Here is a 23,807-nt window from a genome sequence, read left to right on the forward strand (position 1 = left end):
ATTTAAAATGTGTCCCCTTTTTCTTCTTTTTCGCTGCATCGCTCTCGCAAGAGAGTTCCACTTTCCGCATTCAGCTTTCTGCTAGCTTATACTTCCGAATAATCCTGCTTTAATTCCCTATGCTCTCGATTTTTTAAAATAAGCTCAGGGTTTTTTACGCTTACTTTTGTGCCTTTTGGTACAGAATCCGTAATAAAGGCATTACTCCCTATAGTAGCTCCCTCCCCTATTACAGTATCTCCTCCTAGTACAGAAGCTCCTGAATAGATGGTTACTCCGTCTTCAATAGTTGGATGGCGCTTACTTCCTTTTAGTTTTTGACCACCCCTAGTAGATAAGGCTCCTAATGTAACCCCTTGATAAATTTTCACATTATTTCCTATTATCGTCGTTTCTCCTATTACTACTCCAGTACCATGGTCAATAAAAAAGTACTTGCCTATTTGAGCTCCTGGATTAATATCTATACCTGTTATAGAATGAGAATATTCACTGAGTATTCTTGGTATTAATGGAATATTTAATAGATACATCTCATGAGCTATTCGGTGCATTGTAATAGAAAAAATCCCTGGATAGGAGAATACAATTTCTTCTAGACTAGAAGCTGCTGGATCTCCGTCTAATGCGCCCTGAACATCTGTAGATAAATATTCTCTTATAGTAGGCAGTTTTGATAATATTTTAAAGCTTAACTCTGTAGCTTTATCTATCATCTCTTCTCTTTTACAGATTAATTTTTCACTTTTATTGTGCCGATTTTCATCTAAGCTAAGAGCATAAATAATCTGCTCTGTTAAGGATTCATGAACATAGACCAGGAGTTCTCCTGTATGATATTGTAAAATATCTTTACTGCATGCATACCCATCAAAATATCCAGGAAAAATCAACTTTCTCATTTGCTTTGCAATCTTAATAATCGTGTCCCTATTTGGCATTGGACAAGCTCCATGAGGTTGTATGCGCTCTTCCTCTTTATAGCTAACTAGTAAATTATCAACTAAATTATTAATCGTCTGCACTCTTAATTTGCGGTCCATATATTTTCCCCTTTTACTTTTAAACAATATATATTGTTTTTTATTAAATAAAATTATCTCAGTTTTTTAGAGATTATACAAGCGTTTTAGCCGTAAGTTGTATGTTCTAAGTTCTAAGCTCTAAGTAAAACCTTTTGCCACCACTGGTGGCAATTAAGAATCAGTATATAAGTTGACTTTTGCCTATAGATATCTTCCTCCTACTACTTAGTGCGCACAGATCCTTCATTGCACTCAGCATGACTTAATCAGAAACTAAGGCTGGCTGTACGGGCCTCTTTAGTGCCAAAGGCACTGTTGGATGCCCAACCCTGATTGCTGATTGCTAGTGCCTGTATTTTGACCCTAACTACTGCCTTGTCATCCTGAGGCTTCAGCCGAAGGATCCTACGCCTTTACCCTACCTCGCCCCTGGCGAGAAAAGGTTTTGCTTACCACCTAGGAGTAATACCTGATTTGTCTTGACCGAAGGGAAAGAGAAATCAAGTGGTATTACCCCTGTCAAGGTTGGCGAAGTTTGTAGCGACTATAAGGAGCTAGAAACCCGCAACCTACGACAGACCACCTTATCTTTCATCTATCGGCACGTACTCCATCTCTTTTGCTATACTCTTATAAGCTGGTCGGATAATTTTGCCTTTGTTGACGATTTCTTCAATTCGGTGAGCACTCCATCCTGATATTCGAGATATGGCAAATATAGGAGTTAATAATTGCATTGGTATATTCAACATTCTATAGACAAATCCAGAGTAGAAGTCAATATTTACGCTAACGCCTTTATAAATCTTTCTCTCTTCTACTATGACTTCTTTAGCAATATTCTCCACCTTATAAAATAAGTCAAACTCGTGCTCTAGTCCTTTTTCAGTAGCTAATTTTTTACATTGATCTCTTAGTATTTCCGCTCTAGGATCTGATACAGAATACACTGCATGACCCATACCGTATATTAATCCTGAATGATCAAAAGCATCACCGTGAAGAAGTTTCTTTAAATAATCTCTTATTTCACCTTCATCTGACCAATTCCTTAGATTCGCTTTTATATCCTTAAACATTTGAACAACCTTAATACTAGCACCACCATGTCGAGGTCCCTTTAGTGAGCCTAATGCAGCAGACATAGCTGAATATGTATCTGTTCCACTAGAAGTGACAACGTGAGTCGTAAATGTGGAGTTATTTCCACCTCCATGCTCTGCATGTAAAACCAGTGCTAAATCTAATAGGGCTGCTTCTGTTTCAGTAAATCCACTATCTGGTCTAAGCATGTGAAGAATATTTTCAGCTGTGCTGTATTCTGGTTTAGGATTATGAATAAATAAGCTTCGGCTGTCAAAGTAATGAGAATACGCGTGATAACTATAGACAGCTAATAGGGGAAAACGGGCTATTAACTCAAGACATTGCCTTAATACATTTTCCACGCTAATATCATCAGGATTTTCATCATAACTGTAGAGTGCTAAAACACTCCTTGAAATCATATTCATAACGTCTTTACTAGATGCCTTTAAAATCATATCTCTTACAAAGCTCTTTGGCAAAGTTCTCAAACTTGAAAGCATTGTATTAAACTCTGTCAATTCCTCTATACTGGGTAAATGACCAAAAAGCAAAAGGTATATGGATTCTTCAAATCCATGTCGTCTTTCTTTTAAAAAGCCTTTTGTTAAATCCTCTACATCAATACCCCTATAAAAAAGTTGACCAGGCTTAGGAATCGTCTGGCCATTCTGTATTGTATACGATTGAACATCTCCAATTTCCGTAAGTCCTGTAAGTACTCCTCGTCCGTTAATATCTCTCAATCCGCGTTTAACGTCGTATTTAGCGTATAACGCTGGATCTACATAACTACTCTCAGATGCTAATTGGGCTAATCTTTTAATCATAGAGTTCCTCCATTTTATTGGATTTGTAGGATGTCTTACACCTGGAACAAACCAAAATAATCCTTTTCTATATATATCCATTATTATTATACTATAATGGGCTAAAAATAAAAATCCCTTTTCCATTTATTCATAATTTTATCATTTTGTGGAACTTCTTCTATTATTTTGTATTGAAATAATAAGGATAGCAATTGCTGGACCTAATATAATACCAATAGGACCTAGGGCAATAGAGCCTAATAAAGTAGCTACAAAAGTATATAGAGGTCTGATTCCGATATGCTTTCCTACAATTATTGGCTCTAAAACTTGACGAACAATGACTGCTATTACAAATAAAATAGCTATTTTCGTTGCCAAATCCGTATTCCCCATAACAAAACTAATAATAGACCAAGGTACCAGAACAATACCTATTCCTAAAACAGGAATCATATCCAGTATAGAAATACCTAGTGAAACAAGAAAGGGATGAGCTATATCAATCATATCTAAACCTATAAAGAGAATAAGAAAAGTAATTCCAATTAATTTAAGTTGCGCCTTTATATACCCCTTAATGCCACTACTCGTGTCCTTCATCACATTTCGTAGAAAATTGTTCATATTATCACCCTCTAGCGATTTTACTTTGTTTGTTGCTGAAAGCTGAGAGCCGAAAGCGGAACTTAATAGTAGTAAAGCAATGATTATACAATTGTTCAGCAACTATCAAAAACATTACCTCGCCTAAAGGCGAGCAATGCTAACTGTATAGAGTTGCTTTTACAATGTACTGTGGACTAAAATACTAATTTCTCTTTGTTATTGAACACTAGCATCTTACCTTTCAGCTTTCCGCTTTCAGCTTTATCAATTCCCTAGTTCCACACTTATCTGTGAAAACAATCCTAACAAATCATCTACTTTTAGCTTTGATTTTTCTGCATTTTTCTTATCTAGAATCGCCTCTCCTTGATGCATCATAAGCAACCTATTTCCGTATTTTACTGCGTATCTTAGATTATGAGTGACCATAATGGTAGTTAAATGTTTTTCGTGGACGATTTTATCTGTTAGCTCCATAATTTTTTCTGCTGTTTTAGGGTCCAGGGCTGCAGTATGCTCATCTAAGACTAAGAAATCGATAGGTGTCATAGTGGACATAAGCAAAGCCATAGCTTGCCTTTGGCCCCCTGAGAGAGTACCCACTTGTGTATTTAAGCGATCCTCCAAGCCTAGCCCTAATTGACTAAGGCTTTCCTTGTAGTATTCGATGCGGCTTTTGTTCGTTCCCATTCTAAGATTAAAGGACTTACCCTTATTATCTGCTAAGGACATATTTTCTAATATGGTCATTGTTGGGCAAGTTCCCATAGCTGGGTTTTGATAGACTCTTCCAATTTTATTATAACGGAAATGTTCCTTAATATCGGTTATGTCTTTATCTCCTACAAAGATTTGTCCTTGATCGATATCAATGCTTCCACAGATGATATTGAGCATAGAGGTCTTTCCACTTCCATTGCTTCCTACTACAGAAACAAACTCCCCTTTCTCAATACGTAGATTGAAACCTTGAAATAAGCAGGACTCATTGATTGTGCCTGCACTGTACACTTTATGGATATCTTTAAGCTCTAGCACCTTTAGCCCTCCTCTTCTTCTCATGACCTGTGATCAATATAATCATAAATAAAACAGATGTAATTAGCTTCATGTCGCTTGCGCTCATTTCATATGGTATGAATAATTTTACTACCAGATAGACGCTTACAGTTGATATAATTGTTAAAATCACTTTTAATGGCAATTCTTTTTTCATGTACACAATACATACCACTGCTACTACAATTGCTAAAATCATAGATAAACTCATATCCATAGCTAAAGAGATACTAGCTTTATATACTATAGAACCAATTATGGCTGCACTAGTTGGCTTGACAAAAGAAACTCTTTTAAACAAACTGGTTCCAATAATTACAGATGCAAGACCGATGACCATGGCTCCTGTTCCCATAGATACTTCAAAAAAACCTTGTTGTTGTGCCATTACACTACCACTTAATGCAACGAGAGCATTTGCTATAACCAGTCCTAAGATTTTAACGCTGCCGCTATCCTTTGCAAGAGACACTACTAAAGTCGTATTATCTCCAACTGCTCTTAATAAATATCCTGATTTTGTCTTTAAATATAAATCCAACAAAATCTTCGATCCAATCGTTACAATGGAAATGATAATCAATACTTTAAGATTGTCTAAAAAGTCAGGATATAAAGAATCTAATCCTCTATTAGAAAAGATGGTTTCCATATTAAAAATTGGTACATTTGCCTTGCCTGCAATATGTAAATTAATAGAGTATAACGCCGTCATTGTTATAACACCTGAAAGTAAATCCCGAACCTTAAACTTTACATGTATAATACCCGTTACAAGCCCTGCAATACCACCTGCTAAACAAGATAAAAACATAATAATATAAGGATTGTGCCCTAATGTGATGGCGTTAATCATACCACTATCTACATTTGTCATTAACATAACAGTAACAGCAGCTCCTAGTGGAAAACTGCCGTCTACTGTTAAATCTGGAAAATCTAATATTTTATATGTAATATATAAGCCTAGAGCCATAATCGCATAAATCATACCCTGTTCGAGAATACCTAGTAGAATCATCTAATAAAACCTCCGGTTTTTTAGTCGCTAGACTCTAGTCACTAGTCCTTAGCTTCTGGGGATTCCTCTAGGGTCTCTTTACGGCTACTTTCAGTAGCCACTAAAAGACCCAAAAGGAATACATGCAAGCTAGAGTCTAGTGACTAGCGACTGTATCTTCTGCTCTTTTCATCATATCTTCTGGTAAAGTAAGTCCTAATCTTTCCATAACTTCACTATTGATGTAAAGGCTACTTTCTTCAATGGTTTCGTATGGAGTGTTTATTGCTGTTTTTTCACCCTTTAATATAGCTGCTGCCATTTTTCCTGTTTGTTTTCCTAAACTTATATACTCGATTCCTTCAGAGGCAATACATCCTAGTTTTACTTGTTCAATTTCGCTTCCAAAGACTGGGATACTCCTAGCATTTGCCTTTTCTAAAATTACTGGTAGAGAGCCTACTACTGTATTATCCGTTAAATTAGTCAAAGCATCTACTTGTGGAAGAAGTTTATCTACTGCTAAAGGAATATCTGCAGCTACAGAAATACCAGAATCGATAATTTCAAATCCATAATCACTTGCTTTTTCTTTGTACTCTGCAATAGTTGATTCTGAGTTTACTTCGCTAGTCGTATAAAGTATGCCTATATTCTTTGCTTCTGGCATCATAGCTCGAATGAGCTTTAATTGAGCTTCTACTGGAAGCTTATCGCTGGTACCAGTAATATTTCCTTCTGTAAGCATTGCTGCATCTGGGTCGGTAACTGCTGTAAAGACTACAGGGATATCTGTTTTTTTTGCTGCATTAAATGTGCTTTGGGCAATTGGAGTGGCTATTGCTGCAATAATGTCCATATCTTTGCTGACAAATTTCTGTGCAATTTGATTCGTTATGGCTGTATCAAATTGGGCATTTTCATATTCTACAGTTAGGTTTTCCCCCTCTACGAATCCCTCTTCTGCAAGCCCTTGTAAAAACCCTTCTCTACAATTATCTAATGAAGCATGCTCCCCAAATTGAGCAATTCCTATAGTGTATTGTTTATCTCCATTGGTACTTGTTTGCTGATCTCCACTACAAGCTGTAAAAAGCCCTGTTGTTAATAATAAGCCTAAAGTAAGTGCGATTGTTTTTTTCATGGTTTGTTCTCCCTTTCTTATTTAGATATTCTTTGTATCATTTCAACTCCGTATAGATGTGTGTATAGCGGAAAGCGGAACTTTAATAGTCGTTAAGTTCTGAAACACTTAGCCATCAGCGATCAGCATTAGGGCTTGGGCATTCCTTTTAGGTCTTAGATCCTTCGCTAGCGCTCAAGGATGACAGGGCAGGAGCTCGGGCCCTTTTCTCGCCTTATAGGCGAGTTTTGCTTTTGCTGACCACCCGACCACCTGACCACCTGACCACCTATTTTTAAATTAAAAAAAGTCCCAAGTATTTGCTTCAGCAAATACTTGGGACGAATAAACGTAATCGCGGTACCACCCAAATTGATTTCTTAGAAATCCACTTTAACATATACCATCATATATGCCGTATTTGTAACGAGTCCAGTTCTCGTCAGCGCCTACTCTTTTCATTTCGGGCTGCCCTCAAAAGTCCATTCAACCATTCCCTGTATACTGCAATCACACCACCTGCAGCTCTCTAAAATACAATCAAAAAGTTTACTACTCTTTCTCAAAGGTTTCTGTTTATTTGTTTAATTTAATTCATTATATAATTATAGTCCTCTAATTGTCAACAGCTTTTTGATGTCTTTTGCGGAATGCTGAAAGCGGAACTTTTCTTGACGTAATGTGGAATTATTTCTTTCTGCATCCGTTCGAGTATTAACCGGCAAATAAAAAGGACCCCGGAGGGGCCGAATGCTAGAGACTAGTATTTGCTTCAGATTGTGTGTAGCTTCCAACTAAAAGGAATACCCGAGAGCTAGAGACTAAGGACTATGAACTAGCGACTATATTTACTCTAGTTCAAATTGACCTGTGTAAAGTCTATAGTATCTTCCCTTTCCTTCGATTAACTCGTCGTGAGATCCTCGTTCGATGATTTCTCCTTGTTCTAGAACCATAATCGCTTTAGAGTTTCTAATAGTGGAAAGCCTATGAGCTATGACAAATACGGTCCTGTTTTCCATTAATTTATCCATGCCTTCTTCAATAAGCTTTTCTGTTCTTGTATCAATAGAGCTAGTAGCCTCATCTAAAATCAAAACAGGAGGGTCCGCTACAGCGGCTCTTGCAATGGAAAGGAGTTGTCTTTGACCTTGAGATAAATTTGTTCCATCTGCTGTCAGCATAGTTTCATATCCCTGAGGTAAGTGCCTAATAAAGGTATGAGCATTGGCTAATTTAGCTGCTGCAACAATCTCTTCATCTGTAGCATCTAATCGCCCGTAGCGAATATTATCGGCAACTGTTCCTGTAAACAAATGAGTATCTTGTAGTACAATTCCTAAAGATTGTCTTAAAGAATCTTTTTTAATATCTTTTATATTGATGCCATCATATGTTATTTTACCTGATTGGATCTCATAAAAGCGATTGATCAGATTGGTAATAGTGGTCTTCCCTGCTCCTGTTGAACCTACAAAGGCAATTTTTTGACCTGGTTTTGCAAAGAGGCTAATGTCTTTTAATATAACTTTCTCCTCATTATATCCGAATACTACATTTTCAAATCGAACATCACCTTTTAAAGGTACAAGCTTCTTTTCTCCATTTTCATTTGTTACTTCCCAAGCCCAACATCCAGTTTTCTTTTCTGTTGCTTTAATAGATTGATCTTCACAAATTTCTACTCTCTTTAGGATTACATTACCATCGTCTATTTCCTCTTTTTCTTCCATTACTTCTAGGATACGCTCTGCTCCTGCCAAAGCAGAAAGAATGGTGTTCATCTGTTGTGACATATGTGAAATTGGATGTGACACTTGCCTACTGTATTGCAGAAAGGAGACTAGTGTACCAATATCGAGCATGCCAGCAATAGCCATAATACCACCTACAGAACTGGTAAGTGCATAGTTCGCATAGGAAAGATTCCCTAAGGCAGGCATCATCATTCCTGCAAAAGTGTGGGCATTTGTGGCAGCTACTCTTAATTCTTCATTTCTCTTAGAGAACTCATTTATAGCTTTGTCTTCGTAGCTAAATACTTTAACTACCTTTTGTCCTTCCATCATTTCCTCAATATAACCATTGACCAAACCGAGTTTCTTTTGTTGTAGTGAAAAATAATATTTGCTTTTTTTACCTATTAATTGTGCCGTAAATAAAATCAAAGCAATCATTACTCCAGTTAATAAGGTCAGTATTGGGCTAAGGACAATCATCATAATTAAGACACCAAAAAACATAATGATATTGCTAATAACTCCTGCTAAACTATTATTGATGGCTTCACTAATCGTATCAATATCGTTTGTATAACGGCTCATCAAATCTCCATGACTATGGGTATCAAAATATTTCAAAGGCAAATCCTGCATTTTATGAAATAAATCTCGACGCATTTGAGCCACTGCATTTTGAGATATATGCACCATAATGCGAGCATAAGTATAGGAGCTTAACGCACCAATTAAGTAAATAGCACCTAAGAGCATGAGCATTTTTATAAGACCACTAAAATTTCCTGGTATAATATAATCATTGATAATAGGTTTTAAAAAATAGGAACCTGCAATCATGGCAAAACTACTCATAAACATACAAATTAATACAAAGACTAACAATATCTTGTACTTATTGACGTATTTCATTAAAAATGTAAGGGTCTTTTTAATGTTTTTTGGTTTTTGAAAATTATGTCTACCTGGTCCTTGTTTAGCCATCTATTGCAACTCCTTTCTGTTGAGATTCATATACATCCCGGTAAATTTCGCTGTCCTTCATAAGTTCTTCGTGATTTCCTATATTGGCAATCTTTCCATCATCTAAGACGATAATTTGATCTGAATCTTGGATAGAAGATATCCTTTGAGCGATAATGATTTTAGTTGTGTCTTTTAGTTCCTTACGGAAAGCTTCTCTTATTTTGGCATCTGTAGCCGTATCTACTGCACTAGTACTGTCATCTAGTATGAGAATTTTTGGCTTTTTAAGTAATGCCCTAGCAATAGTAAGTCTTTGCTTTTGCCCTCCAGATACATTGACACCACCTTGCTCAATATAGGTGTCATAGCTATCTTGAAACTTTTCAATAAACTCTTCGGCACAAGCTGCTTTACTTGCTAATCTCAATTCTTCATCAGAAGCCTTTTCATCTCCCCACCTAAGGTTTTCCGCAATGGTCCCAGAGAAAAGGGTGTTTTTTTGTAATACCATAGCAACTGCATCTCTTAAAGTATGAAGCTTATACTCACGCACATCATGCCCGCCTACCTTTACACTTCCACTTGCTGCTTCATACAATCTAGGTATAAGCTGTACTAAAGTACTTTTAGCTGAACCTGTCCCTCCGATAATACCTATTGTTTGCCCAGATTTAATATTTAAATTGATATTGGTCAAATTATATTCTTCACTGCCTTCGTCATATTTAAAATAGACATTTTCAAAAACCACATCCCCATTTTCCACTTGATAATCGTGAATACTATCATCTACAATTTCTGGCTCTTCTTCCAGAACTTCAAGGATACGTTTTCCACAAGCAATAGAACGAGAGAGCATAATGAATATAAAAGAAAGCATCATAAGAGACATTAGAATTTGATTGACATATGTGAGAAAACTTGTAAGCTTACCAACTTCTAGTTCTCCTATACTAACCATATTTCCTCCAAACCACAAAATGGCTATGATTGTAGAGAAGATGACTAACTGCATAATAGGCATATTTAATACGGTAAGACTAAAAGCTCTTTCTGAAGCTTTCATGAGTTCTTCATTGCTCTTATTGAATTTAGACTTTTCAAAAGCTTGGCGAACAAAAGATTTGACTACTCGAATACCTGTCAAGTTTTCCTGAACCGTCAGATTCATATCATCGGTTCTCTCTTGGAGTTTTGTAAAATAAGGTTTTACTCTACTGATAATTAAAAACAATGAAATCCCTAAAATAGGTATGCCCACAGCAAATACCAGCGCCAATTTTGCGCTAATAGTTACGGCAATAACCAAGGCAAATACCAACATAAATGGAGAACGAACTAATATCTTCATTCCTATGGTTACAGACATTTGCAATGCATTTACATCGCTTGTAAGCCTTGTGATTAACGATGCTGTACTAAATTTTTCAATATTTTTAAAGGAATAGGATTGTATTTTTTTAAACTGAGCTTCTCTTAACTCCGCTCCAAATCCTTGACCAGCTACAGCTGCAAACCGTGCTGCGCCTATTCCTAATATTAGTGCAACTACTGCTAATAGAACCATAATAATTCCCATTCGTATGGTATACTCTACATCTCTATTTTGTATTCCTACATCAACGATATAGGACATAACTAGAGGTATTAAGAGTTCAAATACGGCCTCTAAGGCAGAACAGGTCATTCCTAGAATGGTTGCACTCTTATAATTTCTTAAATACGGTGCAAATTTTTTTATCATACCTTCACCTCAACTTTAATACGCGCCAATCTATTATTGGTCGATTTAATTCCTTGATTACACCTAGTTCTCAAATAAACTTAAAACCTTATGGAACATAAGATTGAATGCCTTCAATCATCCTTCTAAAGATATCATTCATCATCTCTTCTTCATCTTCACTAATTTTTGAGAACATAGCTTGAATTATACTTGAAACATCTTTATCGCAAGCTTCAAGAGCCGCTCTTCCTTTTTCTGTAATGCTTATGCGATTGCATCTACAGTCTTCTTCGTCTTGCTGTCGAACTATAAATCCGTTTTTTTCCATGCGCTTTAGAGATGTGCCCATGGTGGATTTTGTCACATCTAGTTTTTTAGCCAATTCATTTTGAGTCATCCTAGGTTCTTTCATAAGGCACGTTAAAATATAGGGTTGACCTTTATGCAGCCCATGCTTATTTAATACCTTAACCAATGTGACATAATGGATTTTCATAAACTTTCCAATAAGTGTAACAGAACTCCTTTCGTCAAATTCACACTTCATGCTTATACCACCTTTATCTGCAAAATAGTAAGTCGAGTTACTAAAATTATACCACAAAAAAGGTATTTGTAAAATACCTTTAGTTTTAGGTGAATTTAAACCACCAAGATTCTTCGCTAGCGCTCAGAATGACAGAGTGAAAGCTAAGCTCAGAATAACAGGGTAGGAGCTAAGCTCAGAATAACAGGGTAGGAGCTAAGCTCAGAATAACAGGGTAGGAGCTATGCTCAGGATAACAGGGTGAGAGCTAAGCTCAGAATGACAGGGTGGGAGCTAAGCTCAGGATAACAGGGTGAGAGCTAAGCTCAGAATGACAGGGTAGCTCAGTTGTGGGTCATCCTGAAGCGCAGCGAAGGATCTTAAGACCCAAAAGAAATACATAAGATGCCTTTGCTGACCACCTGGGAGTAATACCTAATTTATCTGCCAAAAGGCAGAGAAATTAAGTGGTATTACTCCTGTCAAGGTTGGCGAGGTTTGTAGTGACTGTAAGGAGCTACAAGCCCGCAACCTACGACATACCACCTGACCACCTCTTATTGATCGTACTCATCTAAAAAGCTATATCGTTGACCTTGTTTTCGATAGCCAATAACCGTCTCCAAATTTACATTGTGAGCGCTAGCAAAGATATTTTGATCAATATGAGGATTGGTACGTCTGAATTTTTTAATGAGGGCTTTCATTTCCTCTCGCTTTGAACCGCCTCCATTATCTCCGAGAACACAGTTCTCAGTAAGGCGACAAGCACATTGGATAAATTGTAAGTCATTATATCTTTTCCACGCTAAAATATCTTCTTCTCTTACTTTGTACATAGGACGAATAAGCTCTATACCTTTAAAATTTGTGCTTATAAGCTTAGGCATCATGGTTTTAAACTCTCCAGCATAAAGCATGCTCATGAGTATGGTCTCAATAACATCATCAAAGTGATGTCCTAAGGCAATTTTGTTGCAGCCTAATTCCTGAGCATTCTTGTATAAGTAACCTCTTCTCATTCTAGCGCATAAGTAACAAGGAGAGTCGTCAATATCTGCCACAATATCGTAGATATCTGATTGGAATACCTTAATAGGAATATTCATAAGCTCTGCATTGTCAATAATCCGCTGCCTGTTGATATCATTGTAACCTGGGTCCATGACTACATATTCTAAATCAAAGTGAACTTTGCCATGTCTTTTTAATTCCTGCATGCATTTTGCCATAAGCATAGAGTCTTTGCCACCAGAGATACAAACAGCAATTTTATCCCCTTCCTGAATCAATTCATAATCATTAATCCCCTCAACAAACCTCTTCCAAATCTCTTTGCGATATTTTTTTATTATACTTCTCTCAATTAATTTATATTTTTCCATGTGTACCTCTTTTTTTGTTATTTACTTGTATTCTATTCGAGAATCATCTCTACTCATAGATCCCTAGAGCTTAGCCACTAGCGGCCAGCATTCAGCTATCAGTATTATAGCGACCTTCGGTGGCTGATGAGGAATAGTAGATGACTTTCATTGGCTTCCAGATGTTTTTCACTCACTACCTAATGTGTAGAGATCCTTCGCTACGCTCAGGATGACTTCTGCAGGAGCTAGGGTCATTACCTCGCCTGAAGGCGAGTTTGTTTTCCCGTCCAACCGTCCAACAAAACAACCGATCAACCAGATATAAAGTTCCGCTTTCCGCTGTCCGCTCTTTACGTTTTTGCTGACCACCCGACCACCTGACCACCCTAAAAGAAAGTTCAACTTTCAGCTTCCAAAATATTCTTAAGACAACTCATAAACCGATTAATTTCCTCCTCTGTAGTAAGATGACTCAAACTGATTCTCAGCGTAGATAAAGCTCTCTTTCTATTATTCGTAAGAGCGTAAACAGGTCTTGAAGGTGTATTCATTGCACAGCATGCAGATTTTGAAGATAAGCATATGCCTTCTAAGTCTAAGGCTTGGACGATCTTTTCTGCTTTTATTCCTAAAAGACTTATGTTTAAAATATAAGGGCTTGCCTGTTCTGGACTATTAATCTCTACTTTAGGTAATTTTTTTAGTTCTGTACGTAGATCATTATTGAGCTTACTTACAGAACGATGCCTGCTCTCTACATTAAGAAAAGCTGTCTCTAACGCTTGTCCTGTTGCTGCTATAAGGGCTAAACTTGGCGTACCACTCCTATAAGGTGTAGTACTGATTCCACCATGTATCATTGGCTCTAACTCTATGTGTTCCTTTTTGATTAGTATTCCACTGCCATTTAAACCATAAAATTTATGTGGGGCAAATGTAATCATGTCAATATTTTTAATAAAAAGGGGAATTTTTCCCACAGCTTGAGTCCCATCTGTATGGAGGTGACAATTAGGATATGCTTTAATAAGTTCTCCTAGTTTATTCATGTCTTGAATAATCCCTACTTCGCTATCTACATAGCAAATAGAGACTAAAATCGTATCTTCTCTAAGAAGCTCCTTTAGATGTTCTAAATCTACTAATCCATTGGGGAGAATATCCACATAATCTATTTCATAACCTCGATCTTTAAGATAACCCATAGGACCATTTACAGAAGAGTGTTCTAAATAAGTGGTGATAATATGTTTACCAAGAGTTTTATATCTTTCGACAATACCTTTTATCGCCAGATTATTGGATTCGCTTGCACTAGAAGTGTAGATGATTTCACTTGGTTTTACATGTAGAAGCTTGCTTATACGACCTGTTTCGTGTTCTAATCGCTCCTTAGCTTGCGTTCCTAAGCTATGAGTAGAATTAGGGTTTGCAATATATTTTATAGATACCTCATTAAATGTGTTTAAGACCTGAGGGTCTACAGGAGTTTCTGCAGCGTAGTCTAAATATATCATTCACTTCGTCTCCATTTACTTTAATAAGTGCAAAGTGCACATACGAAAGTATAGCACAAGTGAAGGCTTCGTGCTAGGGTGGACTTCGTCCACAATTGAGAATTTACAATTTACAATTTAGAATTATTAAAACCTCCTAATAGATAGTGTATCTTTAATAAATAATATGTAAAGATCCTTCGCTGGCGCTCAGGATGACTCCTAGATTATTACCTCACCCATAGGCGAGAAAAGCTTTTCCCGCCAACTGTCCAACCGACCAACAATTCGAAGGAGTTCCGCTTTCAACATCCAGCTTTCAGCTAAAGAAAAAAGCCCCTACACAAAATAGGGACTCAAAACATAAGTTTTAGGCTTACATTGGCTTACAAATATTAGTATTTTATAAACTTAGAACCTGGTACATTACAGATATGACATTTCTCTGGAACTACTTTTTCAATATTGCCACATACTGGACATAAGTAATAGAAAACTTCTTCTTCTTGATCAATATTTTCAATTGCATCTTTATACAAAGCTGCATGAACTTCTTCTGCTTTCATAGCAAAGGTAAAGGCTTGAACTGCTCTCTTATTGCCTTCTTCTTCTGCTTCTTTTATAAATTCTGGGTACATAGTTTTATATTCATATGTTTCCCCATCAATTCCATCTTCAAGATTTTCTAATGTAGATTTGACTTTTCCAGCAAGTTCGTATTCTTTTAAAGCGTGAAGTGTTTCAGCATCTGCTGCAACTTTAAATAATTTTGCTGCATTTTTTTTACCTTCTGCTTCTGCCTTTTTAGCATAGGCTTCGTATTTACGATTCGCTTGTGACTCTCCTGCAAATGCATCCATTAAGTTTTTAAATGTTTTACTATTTTCCATATTTTATCCTCCATATAATTATATTACAAATATTGTTCTGTTTTTTCATTACACTTCTATATATACCACTATATATCCTTGATTAAACATAAACTTATTTTTTATCAAAAAATCAATTTTTACTTTTTTTTTGCATAAATTCCAAAAAGAACTCCTCTGCTAAGCTTCCTGATTTAATTTCTTCTTTAACCTCCTCTAAGGTGTACCATTTAGCATAGTCTACTTCTTTGTGATTCATATTGCTTAAATCCGTAGAATTTACGGTACAAGAGAAGTTAATCATTAAAGTATTTGATTTTTCATAATACTTGGTCTTATTAAATTCATAGGAGACTACATCTAAACCTAATTCCTCTTTTACCTCTCGTATTAAAGCATGTTCTGCAGATTCTCCAAGATTGATATATCCAGCCACTAAAATATTTGACTTTTTTCCATACTGCTGTATTAATATCATTTTCTCTTGCGAAGGATCTAACACTTCTACGCTAACCGCCACATTAAACATTGGGTATCGATACATATGACAAGATGTACAGAATGGAACATTTCCATCATCTCGCCTCCACTTGGTGGTCAATAGTGCACCGCATTCAAAACAATAACTCATATCACTCTCAAACTTCCTTTACTATAATCTTTGACTCTTTTGATTCTTCATTATTATCTACATTAATATAAAAACTTTGTTTAAAAAAATTTCCTAGCTTGCAAGATTAAAATTGTTTTATTGCAAAACTTCATAATTTATATTACCATAAATTGCTTCCAAATATAAATAACATACTAAACAAAATATCCCATCTGACTTTTATAGCTGTATTTTGATATAATGAATTATACACAAATTAGGAGATAAAAATATGAATACTAAATTAATCCAACATAATATTATGCAAGAAAAAAAAATAGATTTTTTAGAAAATTCCCCTTTCCACCTAAAGGTTCATTCAATAAAAAGGTCTTCTGTACACTGGCATGACAATACACTACAAATCGTCCTCCCACTCAAAGGCTCTGTTAAGGTCACATCAGGATATGAACGTCTGAATGTTGAGGAAGGAGATTTTGTATTTCTCAATCATAAATACATCCATTCTATAAGCAGTTCATCAGATGCTATTGTTGCTTCTATATATATTAATTTAGATTACTTTGAGGATCAATTTCCTTATATTAAATATATGTTCTTTAGAAGCAATACATTTGCTGATGAAGGATTTGAAATCGAAAGCACAAACTTCGAAGAAAATATAAGAAGAGAATATAAAATTAGATTTCGAAATGTTCTCATCAATCTTGTGTCAGATTATATAAATACAAATCCTACTCCTGAATTGACTATAAAAAAATATGAACAACAGCTCATTTATGCACTAGTATATGAATTTGATTGGTTGCAGTTTATTAAAAAAAATGATGGTTTCGTCAGTTCTGTTCAACTAGACCGATATCATCGAATCTTGCGGTATATAGACCAAAACTATGATCAAAAAATCACTCTAGAAGATATCGTAGCAGAAGAGTTTATCACAAAAAACTATTTTTCTCACTTTTGGAAAAAGGTCAATTCCTATAGTTTCCAAGAGCGAATTAATTACGAAAGGGTTATTAAATCAGAACTCTTTCTACTTTCGAATATGAGCATTTCTGATATATCAGACAGATGTGGTTTCTCAGATGTAAAGTATTATTACAGAAGCTTTAAAAGATGGCATGGGTGTATGCCTTTAGAACATAAAGCTAAATATCATGAATATATACAAAAGGGCATCGATTTTAAAGAAATCGACTTCAAGGATGTTAAGGGGGTTTTCTACAACTATGTAAATAATTACTTTATGATTAGCTGCCATTATGATAAACAGCAGGATATATTATCATCCGTTGAAAATTACCTAAAGATTCGTTATACTTACGCTTTAGCAAAATATATTGATACAGATGCACCCATAAATATTGCTATTAATCCCTTTAGCAGTAATAATTTTCATATTGATGAGGAAGATATCTTCTTTAACTGGCACAATATGGATTTATGGGTCAATTTAACAATAGATTTAGAGTTTGAGCTCCAAATTTTAATGAAAACCGACCATATGGATGAATCTACATTTTACAGTATTATGAGTAAATTTATCGATCATAGCATCTACCGCTACGGCATAAAAATCGTAAAAAAATGGACATTCATTAATAATGGTGACAGCGCCTCCTACCAAGACCCAATGCTTATCGATAATCTAATCAAGGAGAAAATTAAAAATGCCAAGATTAAATATGTTCTTGAGCTGTAGAAGATGCTAATTTTTTACTATTTTGACAGTGTAATGATTGATTTAATGGGCATAATAAAATAATCTCAAAATTTGTATTTTAAGATAATAGCAGGTACTAATGAGGAGACTTACAATGAAAAAGGATCGATTTTATCTGACTCCTGCAGAAATCTCTTTAGAAGCCATTGAAACAGGTGTCAAAAAAGTAAAAACAAGCACAATAAATCAAATTATTTTAGCTATTTTAGCAGGAGTATTTATTGCCTTTGCTGCAGAAGGCTCTAATATGGCAACTTTTAATTTACTAAGTAAACCTGAAACCTATGGATTAGGAAGAGCCTTAGCTGGAACCCTATTTGGAACTGGTCTTATGTTAGTTGTGGTGGCAGGAGGAGAGCTTTTTACAGGGAATGCTCTTATTATAGCTGGAGTATTAGAAAAAAGAATTAAAATCACCCAACTTCTTCACAACTGGCTCTTCGTCTACCTTGGCAATTTTATAGGTTCTATACTTATTGCCTTTATGATGAATGAGTCTAATTTATTTAATAGTGGGAATTATGGTCTAGGAAGCATGACAATACAAATTGCCTATGGAAAGATTTCATTAGAATTCATGCCCGCTTTTTATCTTGCAATCATGTGCAATTGGCTCGTATGTTTAGCTGTGTGGATGGCTTATGCCTCTAAAGATATGATAGGTAAATTATTTGCAATATTTTTTCCTATACAGCTTTTTATCACCTCAGGCTTTGAACACAGTGTCGCAAATATGTATTATATTCCTGCAGGCATTATGGCAAAATCTAACCCGAATTGGGCAATGGCTTCTCAGTTAAGCGCAGAACAATTAGCAGATTTAAATTGGGTTACTTTATTTACTCGAAATCTAATACCTGTCTCTTTAGGTAATATCATCGGAGGAACCATATTTGCAGCCGGCGCCTATTGGTTCGTATACGTGAGAAATAATCCGGACAGAATTATTGTAGATGAAGATAAGGATGAATAGCTTATTCATCACCTAATGGTGTCTTGTGTTTTAAAGTGGATATTTTATTGTGGAAAGTGGAAGGCGGAAAGCGGAAAATTTACGTCACTACTCTTGAATCCTAAGATTCTTCGCTGCGCTCAAGAATGACTGGGGCAGGTAATTCGGGTCATTACCTCGCCCATAGGCGAGTGCTTTTGCTGACCACCTGACCACCTTACCACCTTATTTACCATTCTACGCTCTCTACATCCAAAGGATTTTCATTTATTTCAATGGAATTTATCTTTCCACTCTTTACTCGAATCACTTTATCTCCTATATCCGTTAGGGCTAGATTGTGAGTAATGATTACCACGGTCATTCCTGAGCTTCTGCACGTATCTTGTAATAGTTTTAATATGGATTTACCTGTCTTATAATCTAGAGCGCCTGTAGGTTCATCACACAAGAGGAGCTTTGGATTTTTTGCTAATGCTCTAGCTATTGCTACTCTTTGTTGTTCTCCACCAGACAGTTGAGAGGGAAAGTTGTTCTTTCGATCTTGCAAGCCTACACCAGATATGACCTTCTCAATATTTAGAGGATTGTGGCTTATTTGAGTAGCTAATTCTATATTTTCTTTTGCTGTTAGATTTGGCACTAGATTGTAAAATTGAAAGACAAAGCCTATATCGTGTCTCCTATAATTAATTAACTCTTTAGAATTAAATTTACTTATTTCAATATCATCTACAAATACATTTCCGGAAGTAAGTCCATCCATTCCACCTAAAATATTCAGTATGGTACTCTTCCCTGCACCACTAGCTCCAGCAATAATAACAAATTCTCCTTTGTTTATAGCAAAATCTACTCCAGATAAAGCTTCAATGTCTACTTCACCCATTTTGTATATCTTTTTTACATTTTTAAACTCTATATAATTTTTCATCATGTCCTCACTGCCTCTTATTATTCTCATAGTCTATTATTACGTCTATAAAAGTTTTTCCATAACGAGTCATCTTTACTTCTCCTACTCCTGATACACCTAAAAATTGACTTTCTGTAGTAGGTCTTAGTTGACACATAGATCGAAGAGTAGCATCGCTAAATATAATAAAAGCAGGAACCTTTTGCCTAACTGCGATTTGACCTCTCAATTGGCGTAAAGCTTCAAAAAGCCCCTCATCTACTTCTTTGTGAACAACACTCTTCTGCTTTTTATAATTTGATTGCTCTACCGTCGAGTCCTCAACTTCTTCTACAATCTTCATCGTCAAGATATGTTCCTCATTCATAAAATCAATCGCCTTTTCAGTAACGCCTACTGTAGGAAACTCTGAATTTGTGATGGATAAATACTGCTTAAGAACCAAAAAGTTGATGATGCTACGAAGTTTTTTTTCAGTCAAACTAGCACAAATACCATAGGTGGGCAATTGATCTAAATGTAAGCGAAGGATCTTCTTTGCCTTGCTGCCTCTTAGGGTATCGATGATTACCTTGATGCCAAATCTTGAATGAGCACTGTATATGCAAGAGATAATTTTTTTTGCTATTTCCGTAATATCCATTTCTTCAAAATTGTTCATGCAATTAGAGCAATTACCACAATGATTTTCGCTCTTATCATCAAAATAATTTAATATGTACTCCCTTAGACAATCTCTAGTATGACAGTAATAAGTCATAATTTTTAAACGTTCCCTATCTTTTTCTTTCACCAATTTAGATGTTTCTTCATCCAGCTCTTCGTTTTGGCTACCATGTTCAATTAAAAACTGGTTGGTAATTACATCTTGTCCATGATACAACAAAATGCAATCGGCTGGCTCCCCATCGCGCCCTGCTCTCCCCGCCTCTTGATAATAAGACTCTAGGTTTTTAGGCATATTATAATGAATGACAAATGATACATTAGACTTGTCAATACCCATACCGAAGGCATTGGTAGCAACCATAATTGGACTATTGTCGTAAACAAAAGCCTCTTGATTGTCTTTACGCTCTTGATCAGACAATCCTGCGTGATATCGAGTAGCTTTATATCCATCTAGATTTAGATTATTACACACTTCCTCTACATTTTTTCGTGTAGCACAATAGATGACGCCGCTTTCACCTAGATGAGCTTTTAGTATCTTTAAGACTTCCGTATACTTATTACTTGGTTTTCGCACTGCAAAAAATAAATTAGGTCGGTCGAAGCCTGTGGTCGTAACATTTGGTTTTTTTAGTTGTAAAATATGAATGATATCCTCTCTTACTTCTTCCGTAGCGGTTGCAGTAAAAGCGCTAATAACAGGCCGAGATGGAAGCAAATGAATAAATTCCTTGATTTTTAAGTAGCTGGGTCTAAAATCCTGTCCCCATTGAGATACACAATGGGCCTCATCAACGCTGATCATAGAGATTTTGCTTTCACTGGCGAATTTTAAAAATTGTGCAGTCGTCAATCTTTCAGGCGCAACATAAATAATTTTATAGCGACCTTCCTTTGCATATCGTAATGCAAGAGAATATTGCCTATTTGACAAGGAGCTATTTAAAAAAGCTGAAGGTATTCCAGCTTGATTCAATGTAGTCACTTGATCTTTCATTAAGGATATAAGAGGCGAAATCACCAAAGTAATTCCTTCTAATAAAACAGCAGGTATCTGGAAACAAATAGATTTTCCTGCGCCAGTAGGCATAATTCCCAGAGTATCCTTTCCTTGAAGTATACTATCAATAAGCTCCTCTTGCCCCATCCGGAACTGTTCATAACCAAAATATTCTTTTAAAACCCCATACTTATCTTTTACCATATGACCGCTCCTTAGTGCATTTTGTCATATGATTATATCACAAGAATGCGCCTCCGGCGCATTCGTTCTAAGTTCTATGCTGTAAGTTCTAAGTAAAATCTTTTAGGTCACCAAAGGTGACCATTGGTTTTACATAGAACTTAAAACTTACCACTTAGAACTAGTAGTTAGGTATATAATCATGATCTATCGTAACTACGCAATTATAACATGGATCTATTTCTTTTACTTTATCATCGATGATTTCTATCAATTCTTCATTGCTGTATTCAAAGCTATATGGTACGACTACATCAAAAATAAGATTCGAATGGCTTACTCCCCATACAACTCGAAAATCGTGTAAACTCAATTCTTTAGAGATATTACTGATTGTTTTGATGACTTTTTCTCTCAATTTATTCGTCTTTTCGTCACTTGTAATAATAGGATCTAAATGAATGACTAAATTGATCCCTTCTTCTTTCATGAAGTATCTTTCGATATTATCAATAATATCGTGACTGACCATAATATCTTCTTCTGCTGGAACTTCGCAGTGTACCGTTGCAAAGATTTGACCTTCACCATAACTATGCACTTGTAAATCATGCAGTGATACAATGCCATCATAGGACAGTATTTTCTGATAGATATATTCTACTAATTCTTCTGATGGAGCTGTTCCCAGCAAAGGGCTTACTGTATCCATGATTAGTTTTATTCCACTAATGATGATTAAAATAGCTACCACAAGGCCTAAATATCCATCTAAATTAAAGCCAGTATAATAAGTAATTATAATACCTAAAAGAACTACTGCTGTAGATAATATATCGTTTCTACTATCTATAGATGTAGCTATTAAGGTCGTTGAGTCAATTAATGTGGCTATCTTTTTATAAAACAAGTATTGCCACAATTTTCCAAATATTGCCACAATCAATACACCTATAGAAATCGTACTAAATTTCGCTTCTTGAGGGTGAAGGATTTTGTCAAAGGCATTTTGAAATAATTGAAATCCTAAAAAACAAATTAAAAAGGATACGATTAATCCAGAAATATACTCCATTCGAGCATGACCGTATGGATGTTCTTTATCTGCCGGCTTTCCTGATATCTTAAATCCAATTAAAGTAATAAAAGATGAACTGGAATCCGATAAATTATTAATGGCATCTGCTGTGATGGCAATACTATTAAAAACAATACCTACAGCAATCTTAATGGCAAATAGAATTAAATTTGTAACAACACCAACTACGCTGGCGAATTTACCATACTGCTGACGCACTTTCGCATTTGTGGTGTTTTTATAGTCCTTCACAAATAGTTTTATAAGAATATTAGTCAAATACAATTCCCTCCACATGAATTTATTGGCATAAAAGATACTGTCTCCTATTATACTATTTTCTACCGCAAATATTCGAATAAAAAAACAATTATTAAACGATCGCTACAAAATGATTTAAATTTTCACTTATACTTCTATCCTTTCTCGTCCAACCGTCCAACCCTTCACCTATAATTCTTTATTTAAAATAAAAATAATTGTTACAAAACGAGAATTATTTTAATGCTTTTTTTTCCACTTATGATAGATTAAATAAGACACCACTGACAAAAGAACAGTTCCCACTAAGGCAATGATAAATTCAGGTGAGGTGGGATCTGAAATAGCAGTACCCATAAAAGTTGCAGCTAACATACCAGGAAAAATCCCCAACAAAGAGCCTAGAATATAGGGCATAAATTTTAATTTAATAGAGCCTAAAAGCATACTCACTAGATCACCAGGCAGGATGCTTATGACTCTTAAAAAATAAGAATAAAACCATGGATTTTGAACGATAGGCATCTTAGTCATATCGTCAAACTTTTTATGCTTTCTCATGACTTTCATAGCAATACTTCTGCCCATAAATCTCCCGATATAATAAGGAATCGCAGATACAACAAAAGAGCCAATAATATTAACCATAATTGCCCAGAAAGGCGAAAATAGCATACCAGCACTTATATTTAAAACAATTAGAGGAAAGATAATAGAAATAGACTTTAAAGCGTATAATCCAATTAAAATACAGGCTGCAAGAAATGGATTCTCAGGTGTGTAATTTACGATATCCGCTACACTGATATCTTTAAACTGAAATCCAACAACAATTCCAACGATAATAATGATAATGGGTAGTATTTTAATGAACTTATATATTAATTCTGACGCCTTATGTCTCAACTCTATTCACTCCTTCTTTGGTTAGTGTATCCAAAGAGCTGTGAGTTGATTATTTTAATGTGAACAGTGGAAAGTAGACGGTGGAAGTAAATAAAAAGGA

19 protein-coding genes and 1 other annotated feature are annotated in these 23,807 nt (G+C 35.5%); of the genes, 2 read left to right on the forward strand and 17 right to left on the reverse strand.

Annotated elements, in window-relative coordinates:
• Window positions 1–86: 86 nt before the first annotated feature.
• The 13 genes from epsC to DES36_RS05870 form a co-directional block, all read right to left on the reverse strand.
• A complete protein-coding gene (gene epsC / locus DES36_RS05805) occupies window positions 87–1,043 on the reverse strand; it encodes a serine O-acetyltransferase EpsC (protein ID WP_113920283.1) in 957 nt (318 codons plus the stop codon).
• Window positions 1,044–1,609: 566 nt separating this feature from the next.
• Window positions 1,610–2,941, reverse strand: coding sequence for a citrate/2-methylcitrate synthase (locus DES36_RS05810; RefSeq protein WP_242981710.1), 1,332 nt, complete (start codon window positions 2,939–2,941; stop codon window positions 1,610–1,612).
• Window positions 2,942–3,082: 141 nt separating this feature from the next.
• Window positions 3,083–3,550, reverse strand: a complete 468-nt coding sequence (locus DES36_RS05815; RefSeq protein ID WP_113920284.1) for an AI-2E family transporter — start codon at window positions 3,548–3,550, stop codon at window positions 3,083–3,085.
• 246 nt (window positions 3,551–3,796) lie between these two features.
• A complete protein-coding gene (locus tag DES36_RS05820; RefSeq protein WP_113920285.1) occupies window positions 3,797–4,570 on the reverse strand; it encodes an ABC transporter ATP-binding protein in 774 nt (257 codons plus the stop codon).
• Window positions 4,557–5,612 carry an ABC transporter permease gene (locus DES36_RS05825; protein ID WP_113920286.1) on the reverse strand — a complete coding sequence of 352 codons (1,056 nt, stop codon included), beginning with the start codon at window positions 5,610–5,612 and terminating at the stop codon, window positions 4,557–4,559. The genes DES36_RS05820 and DES36_RS05825 overlap by 14 nt, the downstream gene beginning before the upstream one ends.
• 136 nt (window positions 5,613–5,748) lie before the next feature.
• Window positions 5,749–6,735, reverse strand: coding sequence for an ABC transporter substrate-binding protein (locus DES36_RS05830; RefSeq protein WP_113920287.1), 987 nt, complete (start codon window positions 6,733–6,735; stop codon window positions 5,749–5,751).
• 313 nt (window positions 6,736–7,048) lie between these two features.
• Window positions 7,049–7,289: a binding site (T-box leader), on the reverse strand.
• Window positions 7,290–7,562: 273 nt separating this feature from the next.
• Window positions 7,563–9,434 carry an ABC transporter ATP-binding protein gene (locus tag DES36_RS05835; protein ID WP_113920288.1) on the reverse strand — a complete coding sequence of 624 codons (1,872 nt, stop codon included), beginning with the start codon at window positions 9,432–9,434 and terminating at the stop codon, window positions 7,563–7,565.
• The gene (locus tag DES36_RS05840) at window positions 9,427–11,160 is read right to left on the reverse strand and encodes an ABC transporter ATP-binding protein (RefSeq protein ID WP_113920289.1); all 1,734 of its coding nucleotides are present in this window, start codon (window positions 11,158–11,160) and stop codon (window positions 9,427–9,429) included. The genes DES36_RS05835 and DES36_RS05840 overlap by 8 nt, the downstream gene beginning before the upstream one ends.
• Before the next feature lie 88 nt (window positions 11,161–11,248).
• A complete protein-coding gene (locus tag DES36_RS05845) occupies window positions 11,249–11,689 on the reverse strand; it encodes a MarR family winged helix-turn-helix transcriptional regulator (protein ID WP_113920290.1) in 441 nt (146 codons plus the stop codon).
• A gap of 536 nt (window positions 11,690–12,225) precedes the next feature.
• A complete protein-coding gene (locus DES36_RS05850) occupies window positions 12,226–13,053 on the reverse strand; it encodes a tRNA 2-thiocytidine biosynthesis TtcA family protein (RefSeq protein WP_113920291.1) in 828 nt (275 codons plus the stop codon).
• A 380-nt stretch (window positions 13,054–13,433) separates the two neighbouring features.
• Entirely contained in the window at window positions 13,434–14,552 is a 1,119-nt protein-coding gene (locus DES36_RS05860; protein ID WP_113920293.1) for a cysteine desulfurase family protein, read from the reverse strand.
• A gap of 374 nt (window positions 14,553–14,926) precedes the next feature.
• Entirely contained in the window at window positions 14,927–15,421 is a 495-nt protein-coding gene (locus tag DES36_RS05865; protein ID WP_113920294.1) for a rubrerythrin family protein, read from the reverse strand.
• A gap of 112 nt (window positions 15,422–15,533) precedes the next feature.
• On the reverse strand, window positions 15,534–16,031 hold the full coding sequence (locus DES36_RS05870) for an NAD(+) diphosphatase (protein WP_113920295.1): 498 nt from the start codon (window positions 16,029–16,031) through the stop codon (window positions 15,534–15,536).
• Window positions 16,032–16,284: 253 nt separating this feature from the next.
• Between DES36_RS05870 and DES36_RS05875 the strand changes: the two genes are divergently transcribed.
• Both DES36_RS05875 and DES36_RS05880 read left to right on the forward strand, forming a co-directional pair.
• The gene (locus DES36_RS05875) at window positions 16,285–17,718 is read left to right on the forward strand and encodes an AraC family transcriptional regulator (RefSeq protein WP_113920296.1); all 1,434 of its coding nucleotides are present in this window, start codon (window positions 16,285–16,287) and stop codon (window positions 17,716–17,718) included.
• A 115-nt stretch (window positions 17,719–17,833) separates the two neighbouring features.
• Window positions 17,834–18,712 (forward strand): formate/nitrite transporter family protein, encoded by an 879-nt coding sequence (locus DES36_RS05880; RefSeq protein ID WP_113920297.1) that lies wholly within the window; start codon window positions 17,834–17,836, stop codon window positions 18,710–18,712.
• Window positions 18,713–18,920: 208 nt separating this feature from the next.
• Here the strand turns inward: DES36_RS05880 and DES36_RS05885 are convergent, their stop codons facing one another.
• The 4 genes from DES36_RS05885 to DES36_RS05900 all read right to left on the reverse strand — a co-directional run bounded on the left by DES36_RS05885 (window position 18,921) and on the right by DES36_RS05900 (window position 23,707).
• Window positions 18,921–19,625, reverse strand: coding sequence for an ABC transporter ATP-binding protein (locus DES36_RS05885; RefSeq protein WP_113920387.1), 705 nt, complete (start codon window positions 19,623–19,625; stop codon window positions 18,921–18,923).
• 7 nt (window positions 19,626–19,632) lie between these two features.
• The gene (gene recQ / locus DES36_RS05890; protein WP_113920298.1) at window positions 19,633–21,483 is read right to left on the reverse strand and encodes a DNA helicase RecQ; all 1,851 of its coding nucleotides are present in this window, start codon (window positions 21,481–21,483) and stop codon (window positions 19,633–19,635) included.
• Between the two features lie 160 nt (window positions 21,484–21,643).
• Window positions 21,644–22,792, reverse strand: coding sequence for a cation diffusion facilitator family transporter (locus DES36_RS05895; protein WP_242981711.1), 1,149 nt, complete (start codon window positions 22,790–22,792; stop codon window positions 21,644–21,646).
• Window positions 22,793–23,041: 249 nt separating this feature from the next.
• Window positions 23,042–23,707, reverse strand: a complete 666-nt coding sequence (locus DES36_RS05900) for a TVP38/TMEM64 family protein (protein ID WP_113920300.1) — start codon at window positions 23,705–23,707, stop codon at window positions 23,042–23,044.
• Window positions 23,708–23,807: the final 100 nt, after the last annotated feature.

Source organism: Alkalibaculum bacchi, assembly GCF_003317055.1.
In the GTDB taxonomy this organism is placed as follows: Bacteria; Bacillota; Clostridia; order Eubacteriales; family Alkalibacteraceae; genus Alkalibaculum; species Alkalibaculum bacchi.

Bases quoted from the DNA above. Each gene is read 5' to 3' on its own strand.
- DES36_RS05835 (WP_113920288.1), bottom strand. From the start codon at position 9,434: ATGGCTAAACAAGGACCAGGTAGACATAATTTTCAAAAACCAAAAAAC.
- DES36_RS05825 (WP_113920286.1), bottom strand. From the start codon at position 5,612: ATGATTCTACTAGGTATTCTCGAACAGGGTATGATTTATGCGATTATG.
- DES36_RS05870 (WP_113920295.1), bottom strand. From the start codon at position 16,031: ATGAGTTATTGTTTTGAATGCGGTGCACTATTGACCACCAAGTGGAGG.
- DES36_RS05830 (WP_113920287.1), bottom strand. From the start codon at position 6,735: ATGAAAAAAACAATCGCACTTACTTTAGGCTTATTATTAACAACAGGG.
- DES36_RS05880 (WP_113920297.1), top strand. From the start codon at position 17,834: ATGAAAAAGGATCGATTTTATCTGACTCCTGCAGAAATCTCTTTAGAA.
- recQ (WP_113920298.1), bottom strand. From the start codon at position 21,483: ATGGTAAAAGATAAGTATGGGGTTTTAAAAGAATATTTTGGTTATGAA.
- DES36_RS05875 (WP_113920296.1), top strand. From the start codon at position 16,285: ATGAATACTAAATTAATCCAACATAATATTATGCAAGAAAAAAAAATA.
- DES36_RS05810 (WP_242981710.1), bottom strand. From the start codon at position 2,941: ATGATTAAAAGATTAGCCCAATTAGCATCTGAGAGTAGTTATGTAGAT.
- DES36_RS05845 (WP_113920290.1), bottom strand. From the start codon at position 11,689: ATGAAGTGTGAATTTGACGAAAGGAGTTCTGTTACACTTATTGGAAAG.
- DES36_RS05840 (WP_113920289.1), bottom strand. From the start codon at position 11,160: ATGATAAAAAAATTTGCACCGTATTTAAGAAATTATAAGAGTGCAACC.
- DES36_RS05815 (WP_113920284.1), bottom strand. From the start codon at position 3,550: ATGAACAATTTTCTACGAAATGTGATGAAGGACACGAGTAGTGGCATT.
- epsC (WP_113920283.1), bottom strand. From the start codon at position 1,043: ATGGACCGCAAATTAAGAGTGCAGACGATTAATAATTTAGTTGATAAT.
- DES36_RS05860 (WP_113920293.1), bottom strand. From the start codon at position 14,552: ATGATATATTTAGACTACGCTGCAGAAACTCCTGTAGACCCTCAGGTC.
- DES36_RS05850 (WP_113920291.1), bottom strand. From the start codon at position 13,053: ATGGAAAAATATAAATTAATTGAGAGAAGTATAATAAAAAAATATCGC.
- DES36_RS05865 (WP_113920294.1), bottom strand. From the start codon at position 15,421: ATGGAAAATAGTAAAACATTTAAAAACTTAATGGATGCATTTGCAGGA.
- DES36_RS05885 (WP_113920387.1), bottom strand. From the start codon at position 19,625: ATGAAAAATTATATAGAGTTTAAAAATGTAAAAAAGATATACAAAATG.